The organism is Marinomonas sp. CT5 (assembly GCF_018336975.1).
Taxonomy (GTDB): domain Bacteria; phylum Pseudomonadota; class Gammaproteobacteria; order Pseudomonadales; family Marinomonadaceae; genus Marinomonas.
In genome coordinates this window covers 3,397,341-3,416,945 of the sequence record NZ_CP025572.1, presented here as the reverse complement: position 1 = coordinate 3,416,945, position 19,605 = coordinate 3,397,341, and the positions used below count along the sequence as shown (strand labels likewise).

Annotated in this window: 17 protein-coding genes and 1 riboswitch; of the genes, 9 read left to right on the top strand and 8 right to left on the bottom strand. The window is 42.5% G+C overall.

Going from position 1 to position 19,605, the window contains the following annotated elements:
* On the bottom strand, positions 1–360 hold a 360-nt coding region (locus C0J08_RS16415; protein ID WP_502711619.1), incomplete at its 3' end, for a transposase.
* A gap of 102 nt (positions 361–462) precedes the next feature.
* Positions 463–1,119 (bottom strand): uracil phosphoribosyltransferase, encoded by a 657-nt coding sequence (gene upp, locus C0J08_RS16410; RefSeq protein ID WP_212652993.1) that lies wholly within the window; start codon positions 1,117–1,119, stop codon positions 463–465.
* A 271-nt stretch (positions 1,120–1,390) separates the two neighbouring features.
* Here upp and lon point away from each other — a divergent pair, with 271 nt between their 5' ends.
* Both lon and C0J08_RS16400 read left to right on the top strand, forming a co-directional pair.
* Positions 1,391–3,829, top strand: coding sequence for an endopeptidase La (lon, locus tag C0J08_RS16405; protein ID WP_212652992.1), 2,439 nt, complete (start codon positions 1,391–1,393; stop codon positions 3,827–3,829).
* 140 nt (positions 3,830–3,969) lie between these two features.
* Positions 3,970–5,349, top strand: a complete 1,380-nt coding sequence (locus C0J08_RS16400) for an MATE family efflux transporter (RefSeq protein ID WP_212652991.1) — start codon at positions 3,970–3,972, stop codon at positions 5,347–5,349.
* 12 nt (positions 5,350–5,361) lie between these two features.
* Here C0J08_RS16400 and C0J08_RS16395 read toward each other — a convergent pair whose 3' ends face one another.
* Complete coding sequence (locus C0J08_RS16395) at positions 5,362–6,126, bottom strand: TlyA family RNA methyltransferase (RefSeq protein ID WP_212652990.1); 765 nt, start codon at positions 6,124–6,126, stop codon at positions 5,362–5,364.
* Between the two features lie 119 nt (positions 6,127–6,245).
* On the opposite strand from C0J08_RS16395, the gene C0J08_RS16390 reads away from it, so the two are divergent.
* Complete coding sequence (locus C0J08_RS16390; protein ID WP_212652989.1) at positions 6,246–7,085, top strand: sulfurtransferase; 840 nt, start codon at positions 6,246–6,248, stop codon at positions 7,083–7,085.
* A gap of 67 nt (positions 7,086–7,152) precedes the next feature.
* On the opposite strand, the gene C0J08_RS16385 is transcribed toward C0J08_RS16390, so the two are convergent.
* On the bottom strand, positions 7,153–7,470 hold the full coding sequence (locus tag C0J08_RS16385) for a hypothetical protein (RefSeq protein WP_212652988.1): 318 nt from the start codon (positions 7,468–7,470) through the stop codon (positions 7,153–7,155).
* A 239-nt stretch (positions 7,471–7,709) separates the two neighbouring features.
* Between C0J08_RS16385 and C0J08_RS16380 the strand changes: the two genes are divergently transcribed.
* Together C0J08_RS16380 and C0J08_RS16375 are read left to right on the top strand one after the other, a co-directional pair.
* Entirely contained in the window at positions 7,710–8,726 is a 1,017-nt protein-coding gene (locus C0J08_RS16380; RefSeq protein ID WP_212652987.1) for a glycosyltransferase family 9 protein, read from the top strand.
* A gap of 20 nt (positions 8,727–8,746) precedes the next feature.
* Positions 8,747–9,844 (top strand): glycosyltransferase family 4 protein, encoded by a 1,098-nt coding sequence (locus C0J08_RS16375; RefSeq protein WP_212652986.1) that lies wholly within the window; start codon positions 8,747–8,749, stop codon positions 9,842–9,844.
* 2 nt (positions 9,845–9,846) lie between these two features.
* Here the strand turns inward: C0J08_RS16375 and C0J08_RS16370 are convergent, their stop codons facing one another.
* The 4 genes from C0J08_RS16370 to C0J08_RS16355 form a co-directional block, all read right to left on the bottom strand.
* Entirely contained in the window at positions 9,847–10,635 is a 789-nt protein-coding gene (locus C0J08_RS16370; RefSeq protein WP_249344350.1) for a glycosyltransferase family 2 protein, read from the bottom strand.
* On the bottom strand, positions 10,632–11,654 hold the full coding sequence (waaF, locus tag C0J08_RS16365) for a lipopolysaccharide heptosyltransferase II (RefSeq protein WP_212652985.1): 1,023 nt from the start codon (positions 11,652–11,654) through the stop codon (positions 10,632–10,634). The genes C0J08_RS16370 and waaF overlap by 4 nt, the downstream gene beginning before the upstream one ends.
* Positions 11,647–12,594 carry an ADP-glyceromanno-heptose 6-epimerase gene (gene rfaD, locus C0J08_RS16360; RefSeq protein WP_212652984.1) on the bottom strand — a complete coding sequence of 316 codons (948 nt, stop codon included), beginning with the start codon at positions 12,592–12,594 and terminating at the stop codon, positions 11,647–11,649. Before rfaD ends, waaF begins: the two co-directional genes overlap by 8 nt.
* A 67-nt stretch (positions 12,595–12,661) precedes the next feature.
* Complete coding sequence (locus C0J08_RS16355) at positions 12,662–13,810, bottom strand: AGE family epimerase/isomerase (RefSeq protein ID WP_212652983.1); 1,149 nt, start codon at positions 13,808–13,810, stop codon at positions 12,662–12,664.
* A 96-nt stretch (positions 13,811–13,906) separates the two neighbouring features.
* Between C0J08_RS16355 and hldE the strand changes: the two genes are divergently transcribed.
* The 4 genes from hldE to thiB all read left to right on the top strand — a co-directional run bounded on the left by hldE (position 13,907) and on the right by thiB (position 19,587).
* Positions 13,907–15,334, top strand: coding sequence for a bifunctional D-glycero-beta-D-manno-heptose-7-phosphate kinase/D-glycero-beta-D-manno-heptose 1-phosphate adenylyltransferase HldE (hldE, locus tag C0J08_RS16350; RefSeq protein WP_212652982.1), 1,428 nt, complete (start codon positions 13,907–13,909; stop codon positions 15,332–15,334).
* On the top strand, positions 15,335–17,128 hold the full coding sequence (msbA, locus tag C0J08_RS16345; protein WP_212652981.1) for a lipid A export permease/ATP-binding protein MsbA: 1,794 nt from the start codon (positions 15,335–15,337) through the stop codon (positions 17,126–17,128).
* Positions 17,129–17,130: 2 nt separating this feature from the next.
* Entirely contained in the window at positions 17,131–18,357 is a 1,227-nt protein-coding gene (locus tag C0J08_RS16340) for a 3-deoxy-D-manno-octulosonic acid transferase (RefSeq protein WP_212652980.1), read from the top strand.
* A 22-nt stretch (positions 18,358–18,379) separates the two neighbouring features.
* Positions 18,380–18,498, top strand: a riboswitch (TPP riboswitch).
* 75 nt (positions 18,499–18,573) lie between these two features.
* Positions 18,574–19,587, top strand: a complete 1,014-nt coding sequence (gene thiB / locus C0J08_RS16335; RefSeq protein ID WP_212652979.1) for a thiamine ABC transporter substrate binding subunit — start codon at positions 18,574–18,576, stop codon at positions 19,585–19,587.
* Positions 19,588–19,605: the final 18 nt, after the last annotated feature.

Genomic DNA, 19,605 nt, shown 5'->3' with positions numbered 1-19,605 from the left:
ATACTTTTTTCTAAGATTCATCCCATGTTCAGTATCTAGAATATCAACCACCGTATTGAGTAAGCGATTCCTTAATTGTTCATCTTCCAACTCTCGTTCAAGTCTTTTGATTGTTTGAGCAGGTGTCTCTTTGGCTTTCGGGGATTTAGACATGGGTAGCCTCACTTTGGTAGACCAATCCATTTTGCCGTGTTTTCGAAGCCAAGTCAGCACCGTTGATCGCCCTTGGATTCCATAGATTTTTTGAGCTTGCTTATAAGTCATGTCGCCTTTTTCGACGGCCATCACTATCTGTAATTNAAAGCCCATTGTGTAGTCACGTTGAGTACGCTTGCGCTTGGTATTACTTGATGTCCCCATAATAGGTCTCCTAGGTGTAAACCTATTTCAGGACGGGACAAAAAGATAAAAAAAGCCGCTTTTACGACAAATAAAAGCGGCTTTTACGTTTCTGTCTTATGACTAACGAGTGCCGTAAATACGGTCGCCAGCGTCACCAACACCTGGGCGAATGTAAGCGTGGTCATCAAGGCCACGATCAATAGAGCCAATGTACATGGCAACGTCAGGGTGAGCTTCTTTAAACGCTTCAATCCCTTCTGGAGCGGCAAATAGACAAATGAAGCGAATGTCTTTTGCACCCATTTCTTTCATTTTATCAATGGCCATAATGGCAGAGTTACCTGTTGCCAGCATTGGGTCAACAACAATAATGGTGCGCTCATTGACGGAATGAGGCATTTTTAGATAGTACTCTACAGGCTGCTTGGTTTCTGGGTCACGGTATAAGCCAACATGCCCAACTCGAGCGCTAGGGGATAACTTAAGAACACCTTCAGCCAGCCCGTTACCCGCTCTCATTATGGTAACAATACATAGTTTTTTGCCTTTTAGAACTGGGCACATGGCCTTTTCAAGCGGTGTTTCAACTTCAACGTCAATAGTTTCTAGATCACGTGTTGCTTCATAGCCAATTAGAGTGCCAAGTTCTTCAACTAGCATTCGGAATTCCCGAGTGCTGGTATTTTTATCGCGCAGACTGGTGAGTTTGTGCTTTACAAAAGGGTGCTTTACCACATGTATGTCTTGGTAAGCAGTCAGGAGTTCTTCGCGGGTCATTGGCCTTTCCTTTTCTATCACGGCAGAGAATATGGAGTTAAGTTGATTGCGTCTTGATTATAGACATTATAATAGCACCAAGTCGGAATTGACCAAATAACTAATCCTGTCCTTTGAGTTAGTTTTCTATCGAGAAGTAAGTAAGCATTTGGGAAAACAGGCAATGGTATTGTTTTTGAAAAGATTGTCATTACATAAGAAAGATCTATAAAAAGCCACAGACAACTTACAAGGTCGTTTTTTAAATAACAGATTTATTGAGAAGTGTATTATGAGTGATGACGAACAATATATTGACCCACAAGAGAATAACGTTGAAGTAAGTGAAGATGAGAGTGTTGTGATAAGTGATCCCAGAGGTCTCGCATTACCTGATGATGTGTTGCCAGATACTTTGTTTATTTTGCCTGTTTCTAGTCGCCCTTTTTTCCCCGCTCAGGTTCAGCCTGTGATGGTCGATGCCGAGCAATGGGAAGATACCCTAGAGCGAATTGCTGAACATCCACAAGCTGTGGTTGGTTTGGTATACGCGGATAAAAAAACGAAAGATACGCCTTCTGTTGACGAGTTTCGTTCTATTGGTTGTGTCGCCAGAGTGCATAAAGCAGAGAAACAAAATGATAAATTAACGTTTCTGGCCCAAGGTGTGAAGCGTTTTGAAGTGGTTGAATGGTTAAGTGAAGAAGCACCTTATTTAGCACGTGTTCGTTATATTACCGATGTGAAGTCGAATGATGATGAATCAAAAGCCTATTCCATTGCGATTCTGGATGCGATCAAGCAACTCATTCGTTTGAACCCGCTATTTAGTGAAGATTTAAGACAGTATCTGGGCCGATTCTCGTTTAATGAGTCTGGTTTGTTGGCAGATTTTGCCGCATCTATCACGTCGGCCGATGCAGAAGAGTTGTACGATGTGCTGGCGACTATCCCTGTTCAAGCTCGTATGCATCTAGCGTTAACCTTGTTAAGAAAAGAGCTTGAAATTGCTCGTTTACAAAATGAAATCAGCGCAGAGGTGAATGATAAAATAGGGAAACACCAGCGTGACTTTTTTCTTAAAGAGCAGCTAAAAATTATTCAGAAAGAACTGGGTATTTCGAAGGACGATCGCACATCAGATGTGGAAACATTTCAAGAGCGATTAGATGGCAAAACACTGCCGAAAGCGGTGAGTGAAAAAATTCAAGAAGAGTTACATAAGCTTAGTATTCTTGAAACAGGGTCTCCTGAGTATGGAGTGACTCGTAATTATTTGGATTGGGCAACGTCGCTTCCTTGGGGCGTTCATTCTGAGGATAACTTAGACATTAAACTAGCAAGAGAGGTTCTAGAGTCCCATCATGCTGGATTAAGTGATATCAAAGATCGCATTGTGGAGTTTTTAGCACTGGGCGCTCATCGTGGTGAAATGGGCGGTAGTATTTTATTGCTGGTCGGTCCTCCTGGTGTGGGTAAAACGTCGATTGGTAAATCTATCGCTGAGTCTCTGAATCGTAAGTTCTACCGTTTTAGTCTTGGTGGTATGCGGGATGAGGCGGAAATCAAAGGACATCGTCGAACTTATATTGGGGCTTTGCCTGGTAAGTTTGTTCAAGCCTTAAAAGATGTGGAAGTTGAAAACCCTGTCATCATGTTGGACGAGATCGATAAAATTGGCTCTTCGTTCCAAGGTGACCCTGCCTCTTCATTGTTAGAAGCGTTGGACCCTGAGCAAAATGTTGAATTCCTTGATCACTATCTAGATATGCGCATTGATTTATCGAAAGCCTTGTTCATTTGTACCGCGAATCAGTTGGATACCATCCCAGCGCCCCTGTTAGATAGGATGGATGTGATTCGTTTATCGGGCTATATCGGTGATGAGAAGCTTGCCATAGTGAAACAACATTTATGGCCTAAGCTGTTGAAGAAAAACAAGCTGTTGAAGAAGCAGTTGAACATTACTGATGCCGCGTTACGTCATATTATTGAGCATTACGCTCGTGAAGCGGGTGTTCGAGGGTTGGATAAATTGCTGCAAAAAATATTGCGCAAGAGTGTCGTTGAATTAATGACGGGCGAAAAAGAGCATATTAATGTCGGTGTGAAAGACGTGGAAACCTTATTGGGGATGCCGTATTTCAGACCCGAGAAGACATTGCAGGGCGTCGGTGTGGTGACAGGATTGGCTTGGACTTCTATGGGAGGAGCAACCTTACCCATTGAAGCTAATAAGGTGCATGACTTAACCCGTGGATTAAAACTTACCGGTAAACTGGGGGATGTGATGAAGGAGTCTGCCGAGATTGCTTATTCTTATGTTTTCTCACACACCAAGAGTTATCAAAAGGCACCTGAGTTTTTTGATAAGAGCCTTGTGCATTTGCATGTGCCAGAAGGGGCAACGCCTAAAGATGGCCCAAGTGCGGGCATTTCTATGGCGACGGCTTTGTTGTCATTGGCGAAAGGGGAACCTGTACGTCGTGGTTTGGCGATGACAGGGGAGCTGACCTTGACTGGGCAAGTGTTGGCCGTTGGTGGTATTCGCGAGAAGATCATCGCGGCTAAACGCAGTAAAATCAGTGAGGTGATTTTGCCTGAGCCTAATCGTCGAGATTTTGAAGAATTACCTGAGTCGGTGAAGGAAGGGATGACGGTGCATTTTGCTGAGCGTTTCGCAGATGTCGAAAAAGTTGTGTTTAACCGTTCAAATAATCATCTTCATTGAGTTATCCATAATGTAATCATTTTCTCAACTCAATATACATGAGAAAATAACCAACCGGACAAGTAGATTGCTTGTCCGGTTTTTTATTTTTTGACGCAATGTGTTGCAGTGTTTTGCGGCGTCATTTTTAGGGGAAAGAAATGCCAGCTCCGGCAAAGCTTACAGAAGGTTCAACCTTTAAGCATGTTGTTGTCATGTCAGCCACAGGTGCATTTGGATTAATGTGCATGTTCTTGGTTGATTTGGTTGATATGCTCTTTCTGTCTATGCTTGGTGAAAAAGAAGCTGTGGCCGCCGTGGGGTTTGCCAGTACGGTTATGTTTTTTACCATTTCCTTGAGCATTGCGGTGGCTATTGCGGCAACGGCGTTGGTCTCTAGAGCGATTGGAGAAGGTCAGGTTGAGCTTGCAAAGCGTCGAGCCGTCAATGTCTTGGCATTTGGTATTTTCTTTTCTAGCGGTGTGGTTTGGCTTATTTGGCCTAATATTCCTCATATTCTTTTATATATCGGGGCCACTGGTCGAACATTAGACTTGGCAACTGGATATTTACAGATTTTGGTCATAGGCATGCCTGCGGTCATGATTGGCATGATCGGTTCTGGCATTATGAGAGCTTTGGGCGACGCTCGACGTGCTATGTATGCGACTATGGTTGGCGGCTTAGTCAATGCGTTACTCGACCCTATTTTTATTTTCGTTTTTGGCTTAGGGGTGCAAGGGGCTGCTATTGCTTCTCTAATCGCACGTTTTTCTATGGTGGCTGTGTCTTATTACGGCGTAGTTCATATCCATAAGATGTTGGGCCAATTTGATTTAATGGACTTTTTTAAAGACGTTAAATCGATTTCTATGATTGCCATTCCTGCCATGCTAACCAACATGTCTTCTCCTTTAGCGAATGCCATTGTGATGGAGCATACGGCTTCATTTGGTGATGATGCTGTTGCGGCGATAGCGGTGATAGGGCGGATCATTCCTGTTGTGTTTGGTGGGATATTTGCTTTGTCTGGTGCGGTTGGGCCTATCTTAGGGCAAAACTATGGAGCAGGACGTTTTGATCGAATGCACAGCGCAATGACTAGTGCGGTAGTTTATGCTTTGGGTTACTGCTTGGTGTTGTGTTTTGCTCTTTATCATATGCAAGATTGGCTGGTATCGGTATTTCATGCCTCACAGGGTAGTGCCGATATGATTCGATTTTTTGCTACCTATACCTCTTTTAGTTTTTTCTTTCAGAGCTTGTTGTTTATTGCGATTGCGGCTTTTAATAATCTCGGCAAACCTTTGAACAGCACTTTGCTGAACTTTGGCCGAGCTACGTTAGGAACCTGGCCCCTTATTATTATCTTCTCTCTCTTTATGGGGGCGGAAGGCATCCTTTTTGGGCAAGCTATGGGGTCGGTAATTTTTGGTTGCTTAGGGTTTTATATGGCAAGGAGCTACATTGCTGAACTAGAAGAAAAAGAAGCTTGTGAGATCTTGCCAACGACTAGTCATGGTTATGATGAGGTTCTCTAAAAGAGTTGGGTTTTAGGTGTCTTTCTTTGTGGCCCAAAGTAGAAATTCCTGATTTCCATCCCCGCCTTTTATTGGGCTCTCTATATAACACTTCACCTCAAAACCAAGCGCTTTTACGACGTCCTGAATGTCTTTCTCAAGCTGCTTGACTCGCCCTTTGTCTTTTACAATCCCGCCTTTACCAATGAACTCTTTGCCTACCTCAAATTGTGGCTTTACCAAGGTGATTAGGTGGCCTGTTTTGCTTAGTAATTTGGGAAGTTGTGGCAAAATCTTTGTCTGTGAGATAAAAGAAACATCCATCACAGCTAGGTCAAAGCCTTCTGCTGGAAAGTGATCTTGTAAGTCTTCAACGCTTAGGTTTCGTGCGTTTATCCCTTCTAGACAAGTAATATTTGGATGATTTTGTAATCGTGGATCTAGCTGTCCATGTCCTACCTCTACGCCAACAACATGTGCCGCACCATGTTGAATGGCGCAATCGCTAAAGCCTCCGGTAGATTGGCCGATATCTAACACAAGGAAGTTGTCGATATTGAGCTGTGTATGCAGTAAAGCGCCTTCAAGTTTCAACGCACCACGGGACACGTATTTGTCTGCCTCGTCTGCGATAACATTGAGTTCAATGTCTGGAGGAAGCTTTAAGCTGGGTTTACTGACTTTTATCCAAGATTGGTTTTGTTTGTATGAAACTTTTCCTTCACTAATAAAGGTTTGTGCTTGTGAGCGAGATTTAGCTAGGCCTTGCTCAGTAAGGATAAGGTCGATACGTAACATAGAAAACTCAGTAGTAGGATATTTGCTGCGAATATTAGCAAAAAACGCATAATCAAAGTAGATTTATAATTAACAGAATTGGTCTCTTGCGGCCATTGGTGATTGTCTAAGGAATGCCTGTGCTATTAAAAACACTCATTGATACAAATGAATTGGCCCTGTTACTTGGGCAGCCGAATGTGGTTGTTTTAGATTGTCGGTTTTATTTGGCTGACCATGCTAAAGGAAAATTAGAATACGATAAGGGTCATATCCCCGGTGCTATTTTTGTCGATGTGCACCATGAACTTGCAGCACCAGAGACGGAGCTTACGGGCCGCCATCCATTGCCAGACGTGACTACTTTTTCCAAGCAATTGCAAATCTGGGGGATAGACTCAAATACTCAGGTAATTGTTTATGATGATATGGGAGGGGCGATTGCCGCCCGTGCTTGGTGGATGCTAAGCCAACAAAATATACAAACTCGAGTGTTAGATGGCGGCTTTCCAAAGTGGCGACGAGAAAATCGTGAAGTTTCGGTAAAAGCGCCAAACTCTATAATGTCTGAGTATTGTTTCTCTGTGTCGTTTCCTTGGGCTGTGGATGAACAAGCCATTGTCGAAAATTTCGAAACCAATCAGTTTCAGCTGGTGGATGCCAGAGCGGCAGATCGTTTTAATGGAGAGAATGAAACGATGGACCCTATCGCTGGGCATATTCCAGGTGCCATTAATCGTCCTTTCTCTGATAACTTAGATGCGGAGGGTTGCTTTAAGCCTGCGGAACAATTGCATGTTGAATGGCAAGACTGGTTGTCTAATAGCAGTGATGCCTATGTATATTACTGCGGCTCAGGTGTGACGGCTTGTCATAATGTTCTGGCTTTAAATTATGCGGGAATAGAAGCTAAGCAAGTGTATGTCGGCTCATGGAGTCAATGGTCGAAAAGAATGTTGCGAGCGTCCAAGAGTTTATAGCGTCATTTCTAATATAAATAACAAGTGACTAAGTCTATTATTAGAGCTTAGTCACTTGTTACATGAATTACTTAGGTGTTGCTCCAGCGATGAAAATCTGGACTTCTTGGTTGGCTTCTCCCCAGATGTGTGACTTAACATCATGTAGGAAATGCTCAGCTTCTTTGAGAGTGACAATGCCATCGATTAACTGCATTCCAATTCCTTCTTGAGTAAAGAAAAATTGCCATGTGTGTTTGTCGATGATGGCTTCACCTTCGCCATTGTTGTAACTGACTTGTTGGAAGGGGTAATCAGCGGGAATAAAGCAGGAAAGTTCTTGTCCTGCGTCACCATAGTTAAGATCAGGGATATAACCTTGACGATCGACCAGTTCAAACTTCATATAGAACTCCTAGTTGTTTCTTTAATAGACTAGTGCGACTTATAGGGTTTTGCCTACACTTTTTATTGAAAGCGCTAAAGAACCTACTTAAAATGTGTTTGATTTTGTCTTGCAGAGCATTAATTTTCCGATTTAGCTCTCATTTTTTATCGCGAAAATGTAAGTCTTGCTAAGCTGATGACTTATTAGTAGGTCATTATTAAGCAAAAGCCAAGAGCTTAATGTTAGGAAGTTAGTTTATGTCGGAAGTAAAGAAGATTTTAGTGGTACGCAATGATAAAATTGGCGATTTCGTCCTTGCTTTACCTGCCATACAAGCGATTAAAAATGCTTTTCCGAGTGCCACTCTGACGGCATTGGTGCCAAATTACACAAAAGACATCGCTCAATCTTTTGCTTGGATTGATGACATCATTATTGATCCTAAGGATCCCCAAAATAAAAAATCATTAGTAACAGAACTTAAAAAACATAAGTTTGATGCCGTGATTTGTTTGTTTTCAGACTCTTATAATGCCACTTTAGTTCGACAGGCTAAAATACCGGTTCGAGTTGCTCCTGCCACAAAGTGGGTGCAGTTTTTATATACCCACACACTGCGTCAGCGTCGTTCTAAGTCACTTAAACCTGAATTTCAATACAACCTAGAACTGGCTCATTATTTTATAGCGTTGTTGGGTGGTGAAGACCAACCAGAAATGTCACCGATGTTTTCTTATTCTCCTGAAGAGGTAACTAAGCAGTTAAACAAGCTTGATGCTCTCGGAGTCAGCGTTGAACGGAAATTGTGTTTTGTTCATCCTGTGACTGGTGGATCTTCTAATACGCTGACGCAAGGCCAATGGATGAAATTGATTGTTTTCTTAGATGGTATTGATCATTTTCACTTTGTCATAACCGCAGGGCCTGGTGAAGCGCCTATCTCCCAGTCGCTAGTTGATGCTTTGCAAGGCTTGGTGAGTCATGTCAGCTTGTATGATAAGAATGATGGTATTGCCGACTTCATGCGCTCTATTGCTACTGCTAACTTGTTTGTAGCTGGGTCAACTGGTCCATTACATATTGCTGGTGCGATGGATGTACCGACAATTGGTTTTTACCCTAATAAACGTTCCTCTAAGCCTTTGAGATGGAAAACGCTTAATAGTGAAGGTCGTTGGTTACCTTTTACCACCAGTGGGCCAGAGGTATCTTTGGCTGATTTGGATGTGACTAATTTGTTTGATGAAATAAAAACCTGGTATACGAATCTCTAAATATAGGAAATGCTTTTAAAATGTCTAATAAGATGAATGTACTGCACATTTGCCTTTCAACCGGCTTTGGCGGTTTGGAAATGTACCCTATGCGAGTCGGGGCAACAATGATGTCTTTGGGTTGTAAGGTGTACGGTATGGGGCAAACTGGTACACCAACGAATGCTCGTATGGTAGAGACATTTGATAGTACGTTATCGTTAGCCAGTCGTGGTGAAGGGTATCGAAAACTGTTTCGTCTTGCGCAATGGATTAAGCAGCGTGAGATTGACGTTGTTCACTGCCATAAATCGAGCGATTTGACGCTGGCTGTTTTATTAAAGAAATTATGTGGTTTTAAATTGATTTACACTGACCACATGGGGGCTAAACGATCAAAAAGAGATTTTTACCATCGCTTTATTTATCGCAATGTGGATTTAGTATTATCCATCAGCAACTTTACCCGAGGTCGAAATGTTAAAGCGCTTCCTATGCCAGAAGATAAAATAAAGAGATTGTGGTACGGAACGGAAATCGCCGAAGTCGAAGATATCGAACTTGATTTAAAGGCTGAGTTATCATTGCCTTCGGATACTATTTTAATTGGTATTGTCGGTCGCCTATCAAATGGTAAAGGGCATCTAGAACTATTAAAAGCCTTAAAACAGTTGACGCTAAGTCAGGCACATCTTGTTGTAGTTGGTGGCCTAACTGCTGAAACGGGCGGTTCGACAGACTATGTGCAGATGCTTCAGTCATATGTTGCCGAAAACGATTTGCAAAATAAAGTGACATTTTATGGCTTCACTAATAAGCCCGATATCTTGTTGAAGACTGTTGATGTGGTAGTGATTCCTTCACACAATGAAGCATTTGGGTTGACAGTGATTGAAGCTATGGCGGCAAGAAAAGCCATTGTTGGCTCCAGTCACGGCGCGATTCCTGAGCTTTTAGAAGACACGGGCGTTGTTGTGGACCCCTTTGATACTCAAGCTTTTGCCAATGCGATAGACAAGCTTAGCTCTAGTAGTGAAGAAAGGGATCGTTTGTCTAATATGGCAAGAAAACGTGCTTGTGAATTCTTTGATCAGAAGAAGCACGTTGATACTTTGTTAGAAATTTATAAAACCTGCTGATATTAGTCGGGGCGCTTAGGTTGCGAGCGTATCCAAAGGTCGGCGTATTTCACAAAAGTGGAGTGCGCCGATAATACCGCAAGAAGAAAACCTTGCTTACCATCTAAAAAGCCACGTTTTATGAGATACATTTTTATGAAGCAGGCGAAAGCGTGAAGTGATGCATTGCTTAGGGATGTTTTCTTGCCGCGTTTTTCTTTCTGGTCTGCTGAAAGTTTTGCGTAAGATGCTGATTTTACTAAGTAATGTTGGAGGTCGTCGTAGGTGTAATGTGTTAAATCGCCTTTTAATGACTCAAGCTTTACATTTTCCGCTAAAAGTACTTTTTCATGTACTAAATCGTCTGAGTAATGACCTTCTTTTACCTTGTAAAGCCGAGTTACTCTATCTGGGTACCAGCCTGAGTGCTCAATAAAACGCCCAAATACCCAGCTTTTACGATTAATACTGTAGGCTGTTTTGTCTTTATTTTGAGCGACGGCCTCTAAAATACTTTTTTTCAATTCTTCAGTAACCACTTCATCTGCATCAATCCAGAAGACATAGTCTGTAGATACGTATTTTTGGGCTGTTTGTCTTTGTATACCAAAGCCTTGCCAGTCGGATTTTAAGTAAAAATGCTTTGTGAATTTTTCTGCTATTTCCTGAGTGTTGTCATGGCTTCCTGAGTCAAGAATAACAATATCATCTACCCATCCAGTTAAACTGCTTAGGCAGACTTCTAAATTCTTCGATTCATTTTTAACAATGAGCGCAGCGGTTAGTGTGGCTTTTGGGGTTTTGCTCATCATAAAGAGGATTCCGAAGATGAAAGGTTTAAAGCATCAATTAACATTTCTGGAAGCAGTTGGTTTTGGCAGTTTGTATGTCCAAGAGGGCAGGTGCGTTTGAAGCAAGGAGAGCATTCAAGGTGTAGGTTATGAATCGTTTTGTTCTCTGTTAATGGAGGAGTAAATAATTCACTGGTTGATCCATAAATGCCGTGGACCTCTGTTCCTACGGAGGCGGCAATATGCATTAAGCCAGAATCATTACTGACAGCTTTTTCGGCAGCTGAAAGTAAGTCGATAGCATCAACAAGTTGAGTCTTGCCACACAAATTGATGGCAAACTCACCAAGTTCGGCCACTATTTTATCGCCATCCGCTTGGTCTTTTGGTCCGCCAAGAACCCAAACTTGGTAGCCAGAATTCACCGCACTTTTCGCTAATTGATGAAAATAGGCAATCGGCCATTGTTTTGATGGGCCAAACTCAGCGCCAGCCATCAGGGCGATGGCGGGTTTATTTGATAAATTGTGTTGTTCGTAAAGGCGCTTTAGGTTGGTTGGGTCAACACGAAGTGCTGGAGACGGTATATTCGCCGGTGGATAAGCCTGCTCATTGGGGAGCCCCAATGAAGTAAAGCGTTTTACCGTCTGATTTAAAATCCCTTTGTCTAATCTGCGACGTTCGTTAAGTAGGATGTAACGCTGCTCACCTTTAAAGCCGACCCGGTGAGGAATATTGGCAAAGAATGGTACCAATGCCGATTTCCATGAGCGAGGTATGACGATGGACTGATCGTATTTTTCAGAGCGAAGAGAGTGACCCAGTTTACGGCGGGTACGAATGCCCCATTCTCCATGACCTGTAGGCAAAGTGATTGCGTTTCGTACCTCAGGCATTCGAGCTAGGATTGGTAGGGACCAATTTGGGCCAATAACATCAATAATCGCCTCTTTATCATGCTGTCTTAGCGTAATAAAGAGGCTTTGAGCCATAACCATGTCGCCAACCCAAGATGGTCCAACAATTAAATATTTAGCCATTAGAATCGAGCCAACCTAAGTAGTCCTGAACGCCTTGGGCCAACCCTCGGAAGCTTCCTTCGTAGCCAGCTTCACGAAGTTTGGTTATATCGGCTTGAGTAAAGCTTTGGTATGCGCCTTTTAGGTGTTCTGGGAAGGGAATGTATTCGATTTCGCCTTTTTTATAATGGGCAATGACGGTTTCCGCAATGGTACGAAAAGGCTCGGCTTTTCCTGTTCCTAAGTTGAAAATTCCAGATTTTTGGGTGTTTTCTAAGAACCAAAGTTTGGTATTCACTAGGTCTTCAACGTAAATAAAATCTCGACTTTGTCCGCCTGCTTCGTAACCATCATAAGCACCGAACAGTTTTGGATTTTCGTCAGCAAGTACTTGATTACGTAAATGAAAAGCAACGCTGGCCATGCTTCCTTTGTGCTGCTCTCGTGGTCCATAGACATTGAAATAGCGAAAGCCCACAATCTGGCTTTTGGCTGTAGGTAGAATAGTACGAACGTATTGGTCAAATTGAAATTTAGAGTAGGCGTACATATTAAGAGGTTTTTCGTTTTCACGAGACTCTTGGAATATAGGGCCTGAACCATAAACAGAAGCAGAAGATGCATAAGAGAATGGCGCATCATGTTTTAAACAAAAGTCCAATACGGCTTTTGAGTATTGGTAGTTAACATCCATGACAAATTTGCCATTCCACTCTGTCGTCGCAGAGCAGGCTCCTTCATGAAATACTGCAATTGGATTAATACCTAGCGTATTGTTTTTTATCGCGTCCAAAAAGTCGTACATGTCCATGTAATCGGCAATATCAAGATCTGATAGATTGAGACATTTTTTACCATCTGTTAGGTCATCGACCAAAAGGATATTTTTAATGCCTTTATTATTTAATGCCTTGATGATGTTGCTGCCAATAAAGCCAGCGCCGCCAGTTACTATATACATAATACATTTTTCCTTGTATCGAAGGTGTTAGCTTTATTAAGTTTGGCTTTAAGTACGTCGGCGAAACTTAAAAAGAATTTTGTAAATCAGTGTTTGCTTCCGCCCATGCTACCACTTCTGTTAGGCCGAGAAAAATATGATAGCTGCTGGTGCCGGGAAGCGGAAAGTCTTTTGGCGTATTGTCTTCGTTAAGATACTCGTTCCACCGACCATTAGGTAAAAAATAGTATTGTTGTGCAAAATTGAGCGCTTTTTCTAGTCGATCTATTTTTTCCTCTTTGCCAATTGGCATTACTGTGATGGCTTTAAGGTACTCGGTAATTGGCCAAATGCGTTTTTCTTTATCAATTGGTTGATAAGAGTTTCCGTCAATTTGGTTATAGATACCGCCATTTTTGGCGAGCCCGTGACGAGAAGCAATTTGCCATAAGTGTTGTGCCAAATCTGTATAATCTGAATTGGGGAGTATTTTGTTGGCTTGGTGAAGTAGCCAGACCCATTCAAAATGATGCCCAGGTTCTACCTGTTGGCCTATTTCTGGATCAAGGCTCCAATCTACGCAAAAAAATTCGCGCAATGTTTTTGTTTCCTTGTGGTAAAAATGCTTAAGAGCCAACGACAATAATGACTGGATGGCTATTTTATAGTGGTTGTCGTGTGTTGCCTCAAAAGCGGCCACGTAGCCTTCCAATAAGTGCATATGCGGATTTTGCCGGCGAGTTTGCGTTTCATCAATCGGGAACGCTTCGTAGAAACCACCAGTATTTGCTCGCATGTTTTCTTCAAGAAATTGATGGGTCTTTTTCATATAAGTAAGGGCACGATCATCTTTAGTCACTTTATAGTAATGACTGAAAGACAATAAAATAAAGGCAAGAGCATAGGCATCCGACTGCTTGTCTTTTATCGTTAGGTTGTCATTTAATGAAAAAATCCAGCGTTCTTCGATAAAATAATGGCTCGTTATAAAGTTAAATAACGGTGTTAGTGTCGCAAACCAGTCTGGTTTATTTTTGATCTGGCAGGCATGACTGAAAGTATAAAGTTGTCTACATTGCGTTAACAGGCGTATTCGACCAACAGGGTTTGGTGTCCAATTATGGGTCATGCTTTCGTAGCTGAATCCTTGTTCTTTGTCGATTCCATAGCGAGACCAGTTGTTTAGCAGTTCATCAAATAAAAATGCCTGACTGGATGTAAGAGCGGAATTCAGCATAGGATAAAAGCCTTATTTCGTATGTTTTAGGTATGTCCAACTTGGTGTGGGAGTATGATAAGATGAGCGCCTCTAAAAATCGATTATTATGTGCCTATGAACTCTTCGTATTTGAATTTTAAAGATAAACACATTCTTGTTGTTGGGGATGTGATGCTGGATCGCTACTGGCATGGTGGAACGTCGCGTATTTCTCCTGAAGCTCCAGTTCAAGTGGTAAAAGTATCTGCAATTGAAGATCGCCCTGGTGGGGCTGCGAACGTAGCTCTAGGGTTGGCCAAATTAGGCGTGCCAGTCACCTTAGTTGGTGTCGTTGGTAATGACGAAAATGCTGATGTATTAGCACGTTGTTTAGAAGAAAACGGCGTTACTTGTCGATTTGTTTGTTCTGAAACACTTCCAACGATTACTAAATTACGGGTAATGAGCCGCCATCAACAACTAATTCGTTTGGATTTTGAAGAGCGGGAAGACAGTCTTTCTCAGAATGATGCTTTGGCGAAGGTGGTTGAAGAGTGTTTGCCACAAGCTGATGCCGTTATCTTTTCTGACTATGCTAAAGGTTGCCTTGCCGACGTCCAGACTTTGATAAAGTTGGCAAATGTGGCGAAAGTACCAAGCTTTGTTGATCCTAAAGGCAATGATTTCTCGATCTATCAAGGTGCTACATTAGTTAAACCCAACCTTCTTGAATTTGAAACCATTGTAGGTAAATGCCATTCAACGCAAGAGTTAGTGGAAAAAGCAAAAGCCCTAAGAGAGCAGTTCGGTTGGAATGCTTTGTTGGTGACACGTGGTGAAGACGGTCTGATTTTACTGAGCGATGACAAGCCTCCATTCTCGCTCGCCACGGCCGCAAAAGAAGTATTTGATGTGACAGGCGCTGGAGATACCGTTGTGGCGGTTCTAACGGCTATCTATGTGACAAGTAAACGTTTTATCGATGCAGTTGAATATGCCAATCAAGCCGCTGGCTATGTAGTTGGAAAGCTTGGCACCGCTTCTATCAGTGCGGAGCGCCTTGAAGCCATTATGTTTCAGCGCTCACATAGCACGAATTTTGGCGTACTTTCACCGAAAGATTTACTTGAGCAAATTAAGTTAGCGCAAATGAATGGTGAGAAAATCGTTTTTACAAATGGTTGTTTTGATATTCTCCATCCTGGTCATATTGCTTATATGAAGCAGGCTAAAGCATTGGGGGATCGGTTGGTGGTGGCGGTTAATACGGATGAATCGGTTCGTCGGCTTAAAGGTGAAAAACGACCAATTAATCATTTGGCTCATCGCATGGCGGTATTAGAAGGTGTCGGTGCAATTGATTGGGTCACTTGGTTTGATGAAGACACTCCAAAAGAAATTATCGAACTATTAACACCTGATGTATTAGTTAAGGGCGGAGATTACACAATAGAAACGATTGTTGGAGCTGATCATGTACTTGCTAATGGCGGAGATGTGAAGGTATTAACTTTTGTTGATGGCTATTCGACCACAGCTATAATCGAAAAAGCGAATTTGTAGATGCAAGATAAAGAAAAGATAGATAGCGAATTGCCACCTAGTTCAAAGGCGCCTGTTTCAGGTTTGCAAACCTATTTGCGTTTGTTGGTCTATGTTCGTTCATCTTGGGCGTACTTACTGTTGAGCGTGTTGGGTTATTTGATTTACGCGTCAATGGAGCCCGCTTTAGCTGCCTTATTAAAGCATATCGTTGATGTCGTCTCTTTGGGGAAGGTTTCAGATAGTCGAATATTTATTCCTATGGCTATTCTGGGGGTTTTTATTGCTAGAGGGGTAGGGACTTTTTTAGGTAACTATTTTATGGCTAAAGTAGCGAACAATGTGGTGTATGATTTACGTACCAGCATGTTTGATAAATTGGTTCTTTTGCCTTCTAGTTATTATCACTCCATTCCAACGGGTCGCTTACTTGCCAAGTTAACTTATGATACAGAACAGGTGATTGGTTCTATTACTCAAGCGATCCGTGTGCTTTTACGGGAAGGTCTAACCGTAATTGGTTTGCTGGGTTATATGATTTATATGAACTGGCGCTTGTCCTTATTATTTCTTTTGGTTGTCCCTCTAATTGGCTTGATTGTTTCTTATGCCTCTAAGCGTTTTCGTAAATTAAGTACCCGCATTCAGGATGCAATGGGGGGCGTCACCGATGTGGCTTCAGAGGCAATTAAAGGCCATGAAGTTGTAAAAATATTTGGTGGCAGTGATTATGAAATCAAGAGATTTCGAAATGCGGCCCATGAAAACCGTCGTTCACAATTAAAGATGGAGATGACCAAGTCTCTAAATATTCCAATAGTGCAATTTATTCTCGCTATTATGATGGCGATTTTGATTTGGTTTGCATTGAGTCCTTCCATTAGTTCGCACATGACTCCTGGTGATTTTATTGCATTTTTGACCGCTGCAGGCATGTTAGGAAAACCAATTAGACAGCTAACCGAAGTGAACAGTATCTTGCAAAAAGGCATTGCTGCTTCTTACAGTATTTTTGATTTCTTAGATTTGAAAGAAGAAGTGGATAAGGGGCAGACGTCAGCAGTTCGGTTGAGCGGAAATATTGAATGGAAAGAGATGTCATTCAAATATCCTAGAGCAGATAAAAAAGCACTAAACAATATTAACTTGTCTCTTCCAGCTGGCAAAACTTTGGCCTTAGTGGGGCGCTCTGGTAGTGGCAAATCGACAATAGCGAATCTGATTCCGCGCTTTTATGACATTGATGAAGGGACTCTCAATATTGATGGTGTTCTTATTAATGATTATAAACTGAGTGATTTACGTTCGAATATTGCTTTAGTAAACCAGCAAGTTGTACTGTTTAATGGCACTATTCGTGAAAATATTGCGTATGGCTATTTGCGCGATGCGAGTGACGAAGAGGTTATTGCAGCGGCAAAAGCGGCTAACGCTTGGGGGTTTATACAGGAACTGGATCGTGGCTTAGACACTATGGTGGGAGAGAATGGTGTCTTGCTATCTGGTGGTCAGCGTCAGCGTATCGCCATTGCACGAGCAATTTTGAAAAATGCACCTATCTTAATCTTGGATGAAGCGACTTCTGCTTTGGATACGGAGTCTGAGAGAGCGATTCAGTCTGCTCTCGATAACCTAATGGAAAATCGCACGACGATTGCTATTGCTCACAGACTATCGACCATTGAAAATGCCGATATTATTGCCGTGGTAGATCATGGAGAGATTATTGAGCAAGGTTCTCATAGTGAGTTGCTTGCCTTGAATGGGGCTTATTCACAGCTGCATAACCAACAATTTACGGAAACGACTGTTTAAATATGTGGTTGTATCGTGTTTTATTATTTTTGCTGACGCCAGTTATTCTGCTGAAAGTACGCAAATTCAAAAAAAACTATGAACATTATCGAGCTAAAGAAGCGCTGGGTTTTTGGCCTGTTGTTGAAGCTGATTTATGGGTGCATTGTGCGTCGGTTGGTGAAGTATTGGCAGTACGACCATTGGTGACGCAATGGCGGGCAAAATATCCTTCTAAGCGTCTGCTTATTACTACGATGACACCGACAGGGGCTGAACAGGTGCAAAAGGCGTTTCCTTTTGCTGAGCACCGATATTTGCCCATGGATTGGCGTTGTAGTGTTAAGAAAGCATTTAAGAATTTGGTTTGTAAGCGCCTAGTGATTGTAGAAACGGAACTTTGGCCGAACTTGTTACAGCAGGCAAAGCGACATGGTTTGCGTATTGATGTGGTTAATGCTCGGCTAAGTGATCGTTCTTTTCAGCGCTACCAAAAGTTCTCGATTGTCTCTCGGCCGCTGTTCGCTTTACCTGATTGCTTCTTGGCTCATGCTCAGGCAGATGGTTCTCGTTTTGAAGCATTAGGTGCTAAAAAAGTGCTCGTTACGGGAAGTATTAAATTTGATCTCAATGTGCCGCCAGAAGTCCTCCAGGCTAACTGGCGTGGGCAGTTAGGTTCTAGATTCGTATGGGTTGGGGGTAGTACTCATCAAGGAGAAGATGACATGCTCTTACGTATCCATAAATCCTTGCAGCAAAAGTATCCAGATGCATTATTAATATTGGTTCCACGTCACCCTGAACGCTTCGACGCTGTCCAGCAATTAGCGAGTCAGCATTTTGAACGGGTTACACTTCGTACTCAAACTCCATTGGATCAATGGGCAAATTTTGATGTTGTGATTGGGGATTCAATGGGGGAGTTGATACACTACTATCAAGCCTCTGATTTGGTCTTTGTGGGTGGCAGCTTAATTAAACGCGGTGGTCATAACCCGATTGAACCCGCTTTGCTTGGTAAGGCTATTTTAGTAGGGCCTTATACCTTTAACTTTTTAGATATTACCGATCAGCTACTTCAAGTGAATGGCGCTATTCGTTGCCAAGATGAAGCGCAACTGGGAAAAGTCGTCATTGATCTTGCTGGACAAGCTTCCCAGCGTTTTCGCCTTGGTCAAACAGCAATGCGTTTTGCCGAAAAAAACCAAGGAGCAGTGACCAGGGTGCTTTCAGAAATGGACTTCCGCTGATCGACTCTTTACAATAGACGCTCATTATCTCATGGGGTGCTTTAACATTTTTGAATGTTAAAGCTGAGAAGCGGATTAGCCGCTAACCCACCGAACCTGATCCAGATCATGCTGGCGTAGGAATCGAGATAGCAAGCTAGGTTATGCGCGTAATTTTAACCTTATCGCTTGCCATTTCCCCTGTACGCCGCTCACGTTATTTAGGAGCGACACACTTTGAACTCATTTTCGTTAACAACGTTATTTTCGACCTCTTTAGTTAGTTTAGGTTTGGCACTTTCCCCTTTTGCTTTGGCAAAAGATACGCTCAATGTTTACACCTATGACTCCTTCTCATCTGACTGGGGACCGGGGCCTAAGATAAAAGCAAATTTCGAAAAAGAGTGTGACTGCGAAGTAAACTTTGTCGCCTTGGACTCATCTGGCGGTATTTTGTCCCGCGCTCAGTTAGAAGGTAAATCGTCTAAAGCAGATGTTTTATTAGGGTTAGACTTGAATTTAATGGAAGCGGCTAAAAAGTCAGGCTTACTTGGTCAGCATGGGGTGGATACCTCAGCGGTGACAATTGCTGGTGGCTGGTCAGACAAAACCTTTGTGCCATTTGATCAAGGTCATTTTGCCTTCATTTATAACTCTGAAACGCTGCCTAACCCACCAACGAGTTTGCAAGAGGTTGTTGATAATCAAAACCTTCGAGTCATTTATCAGGATCCACGAACCAGTACACCTGGGCTTGGTTTGTTGTTATGGATGAAATCGGTATATGGAGATGAAGCCGCTGACGCTTGGGAGCGCCTTGCCTCGCATACTGTCACGGTTACTAAAGGTTGGTCTGATGCGTACAGTTTGTTCTTGAAAGGTGAGGCCGATGTTGTGCTGAGTTATACGACATCACCTGCGTATCATGTTGTTGCTGAAGGTGAGGATAAATATAAAGCGGCACCGGCTAGTGAAGGTTTGTATCCGCAAATTGAAGTAGCGGCGATGATGGAAAATGCTCCTCATCCTGTTCTAGCGAAACGTTTTATGCAGTTTATTTTACAGCCAGGTTTTCAATCAACGGTAGCAACTGGGAACTGGATGTTGCCTGTAATTAAACTAGATGAAAAGCTACCAGCCGCTTTTGATAGTGCATTAAAACCTGCAAAAAACTTGGTTCTACCTGCAAAGCAGGTTGCGCAAAATCGTAAAGCTTGGATTGATGAGTGGTTAAATGCCACGACTCAATAATAGACGTTAAGTTGCTTT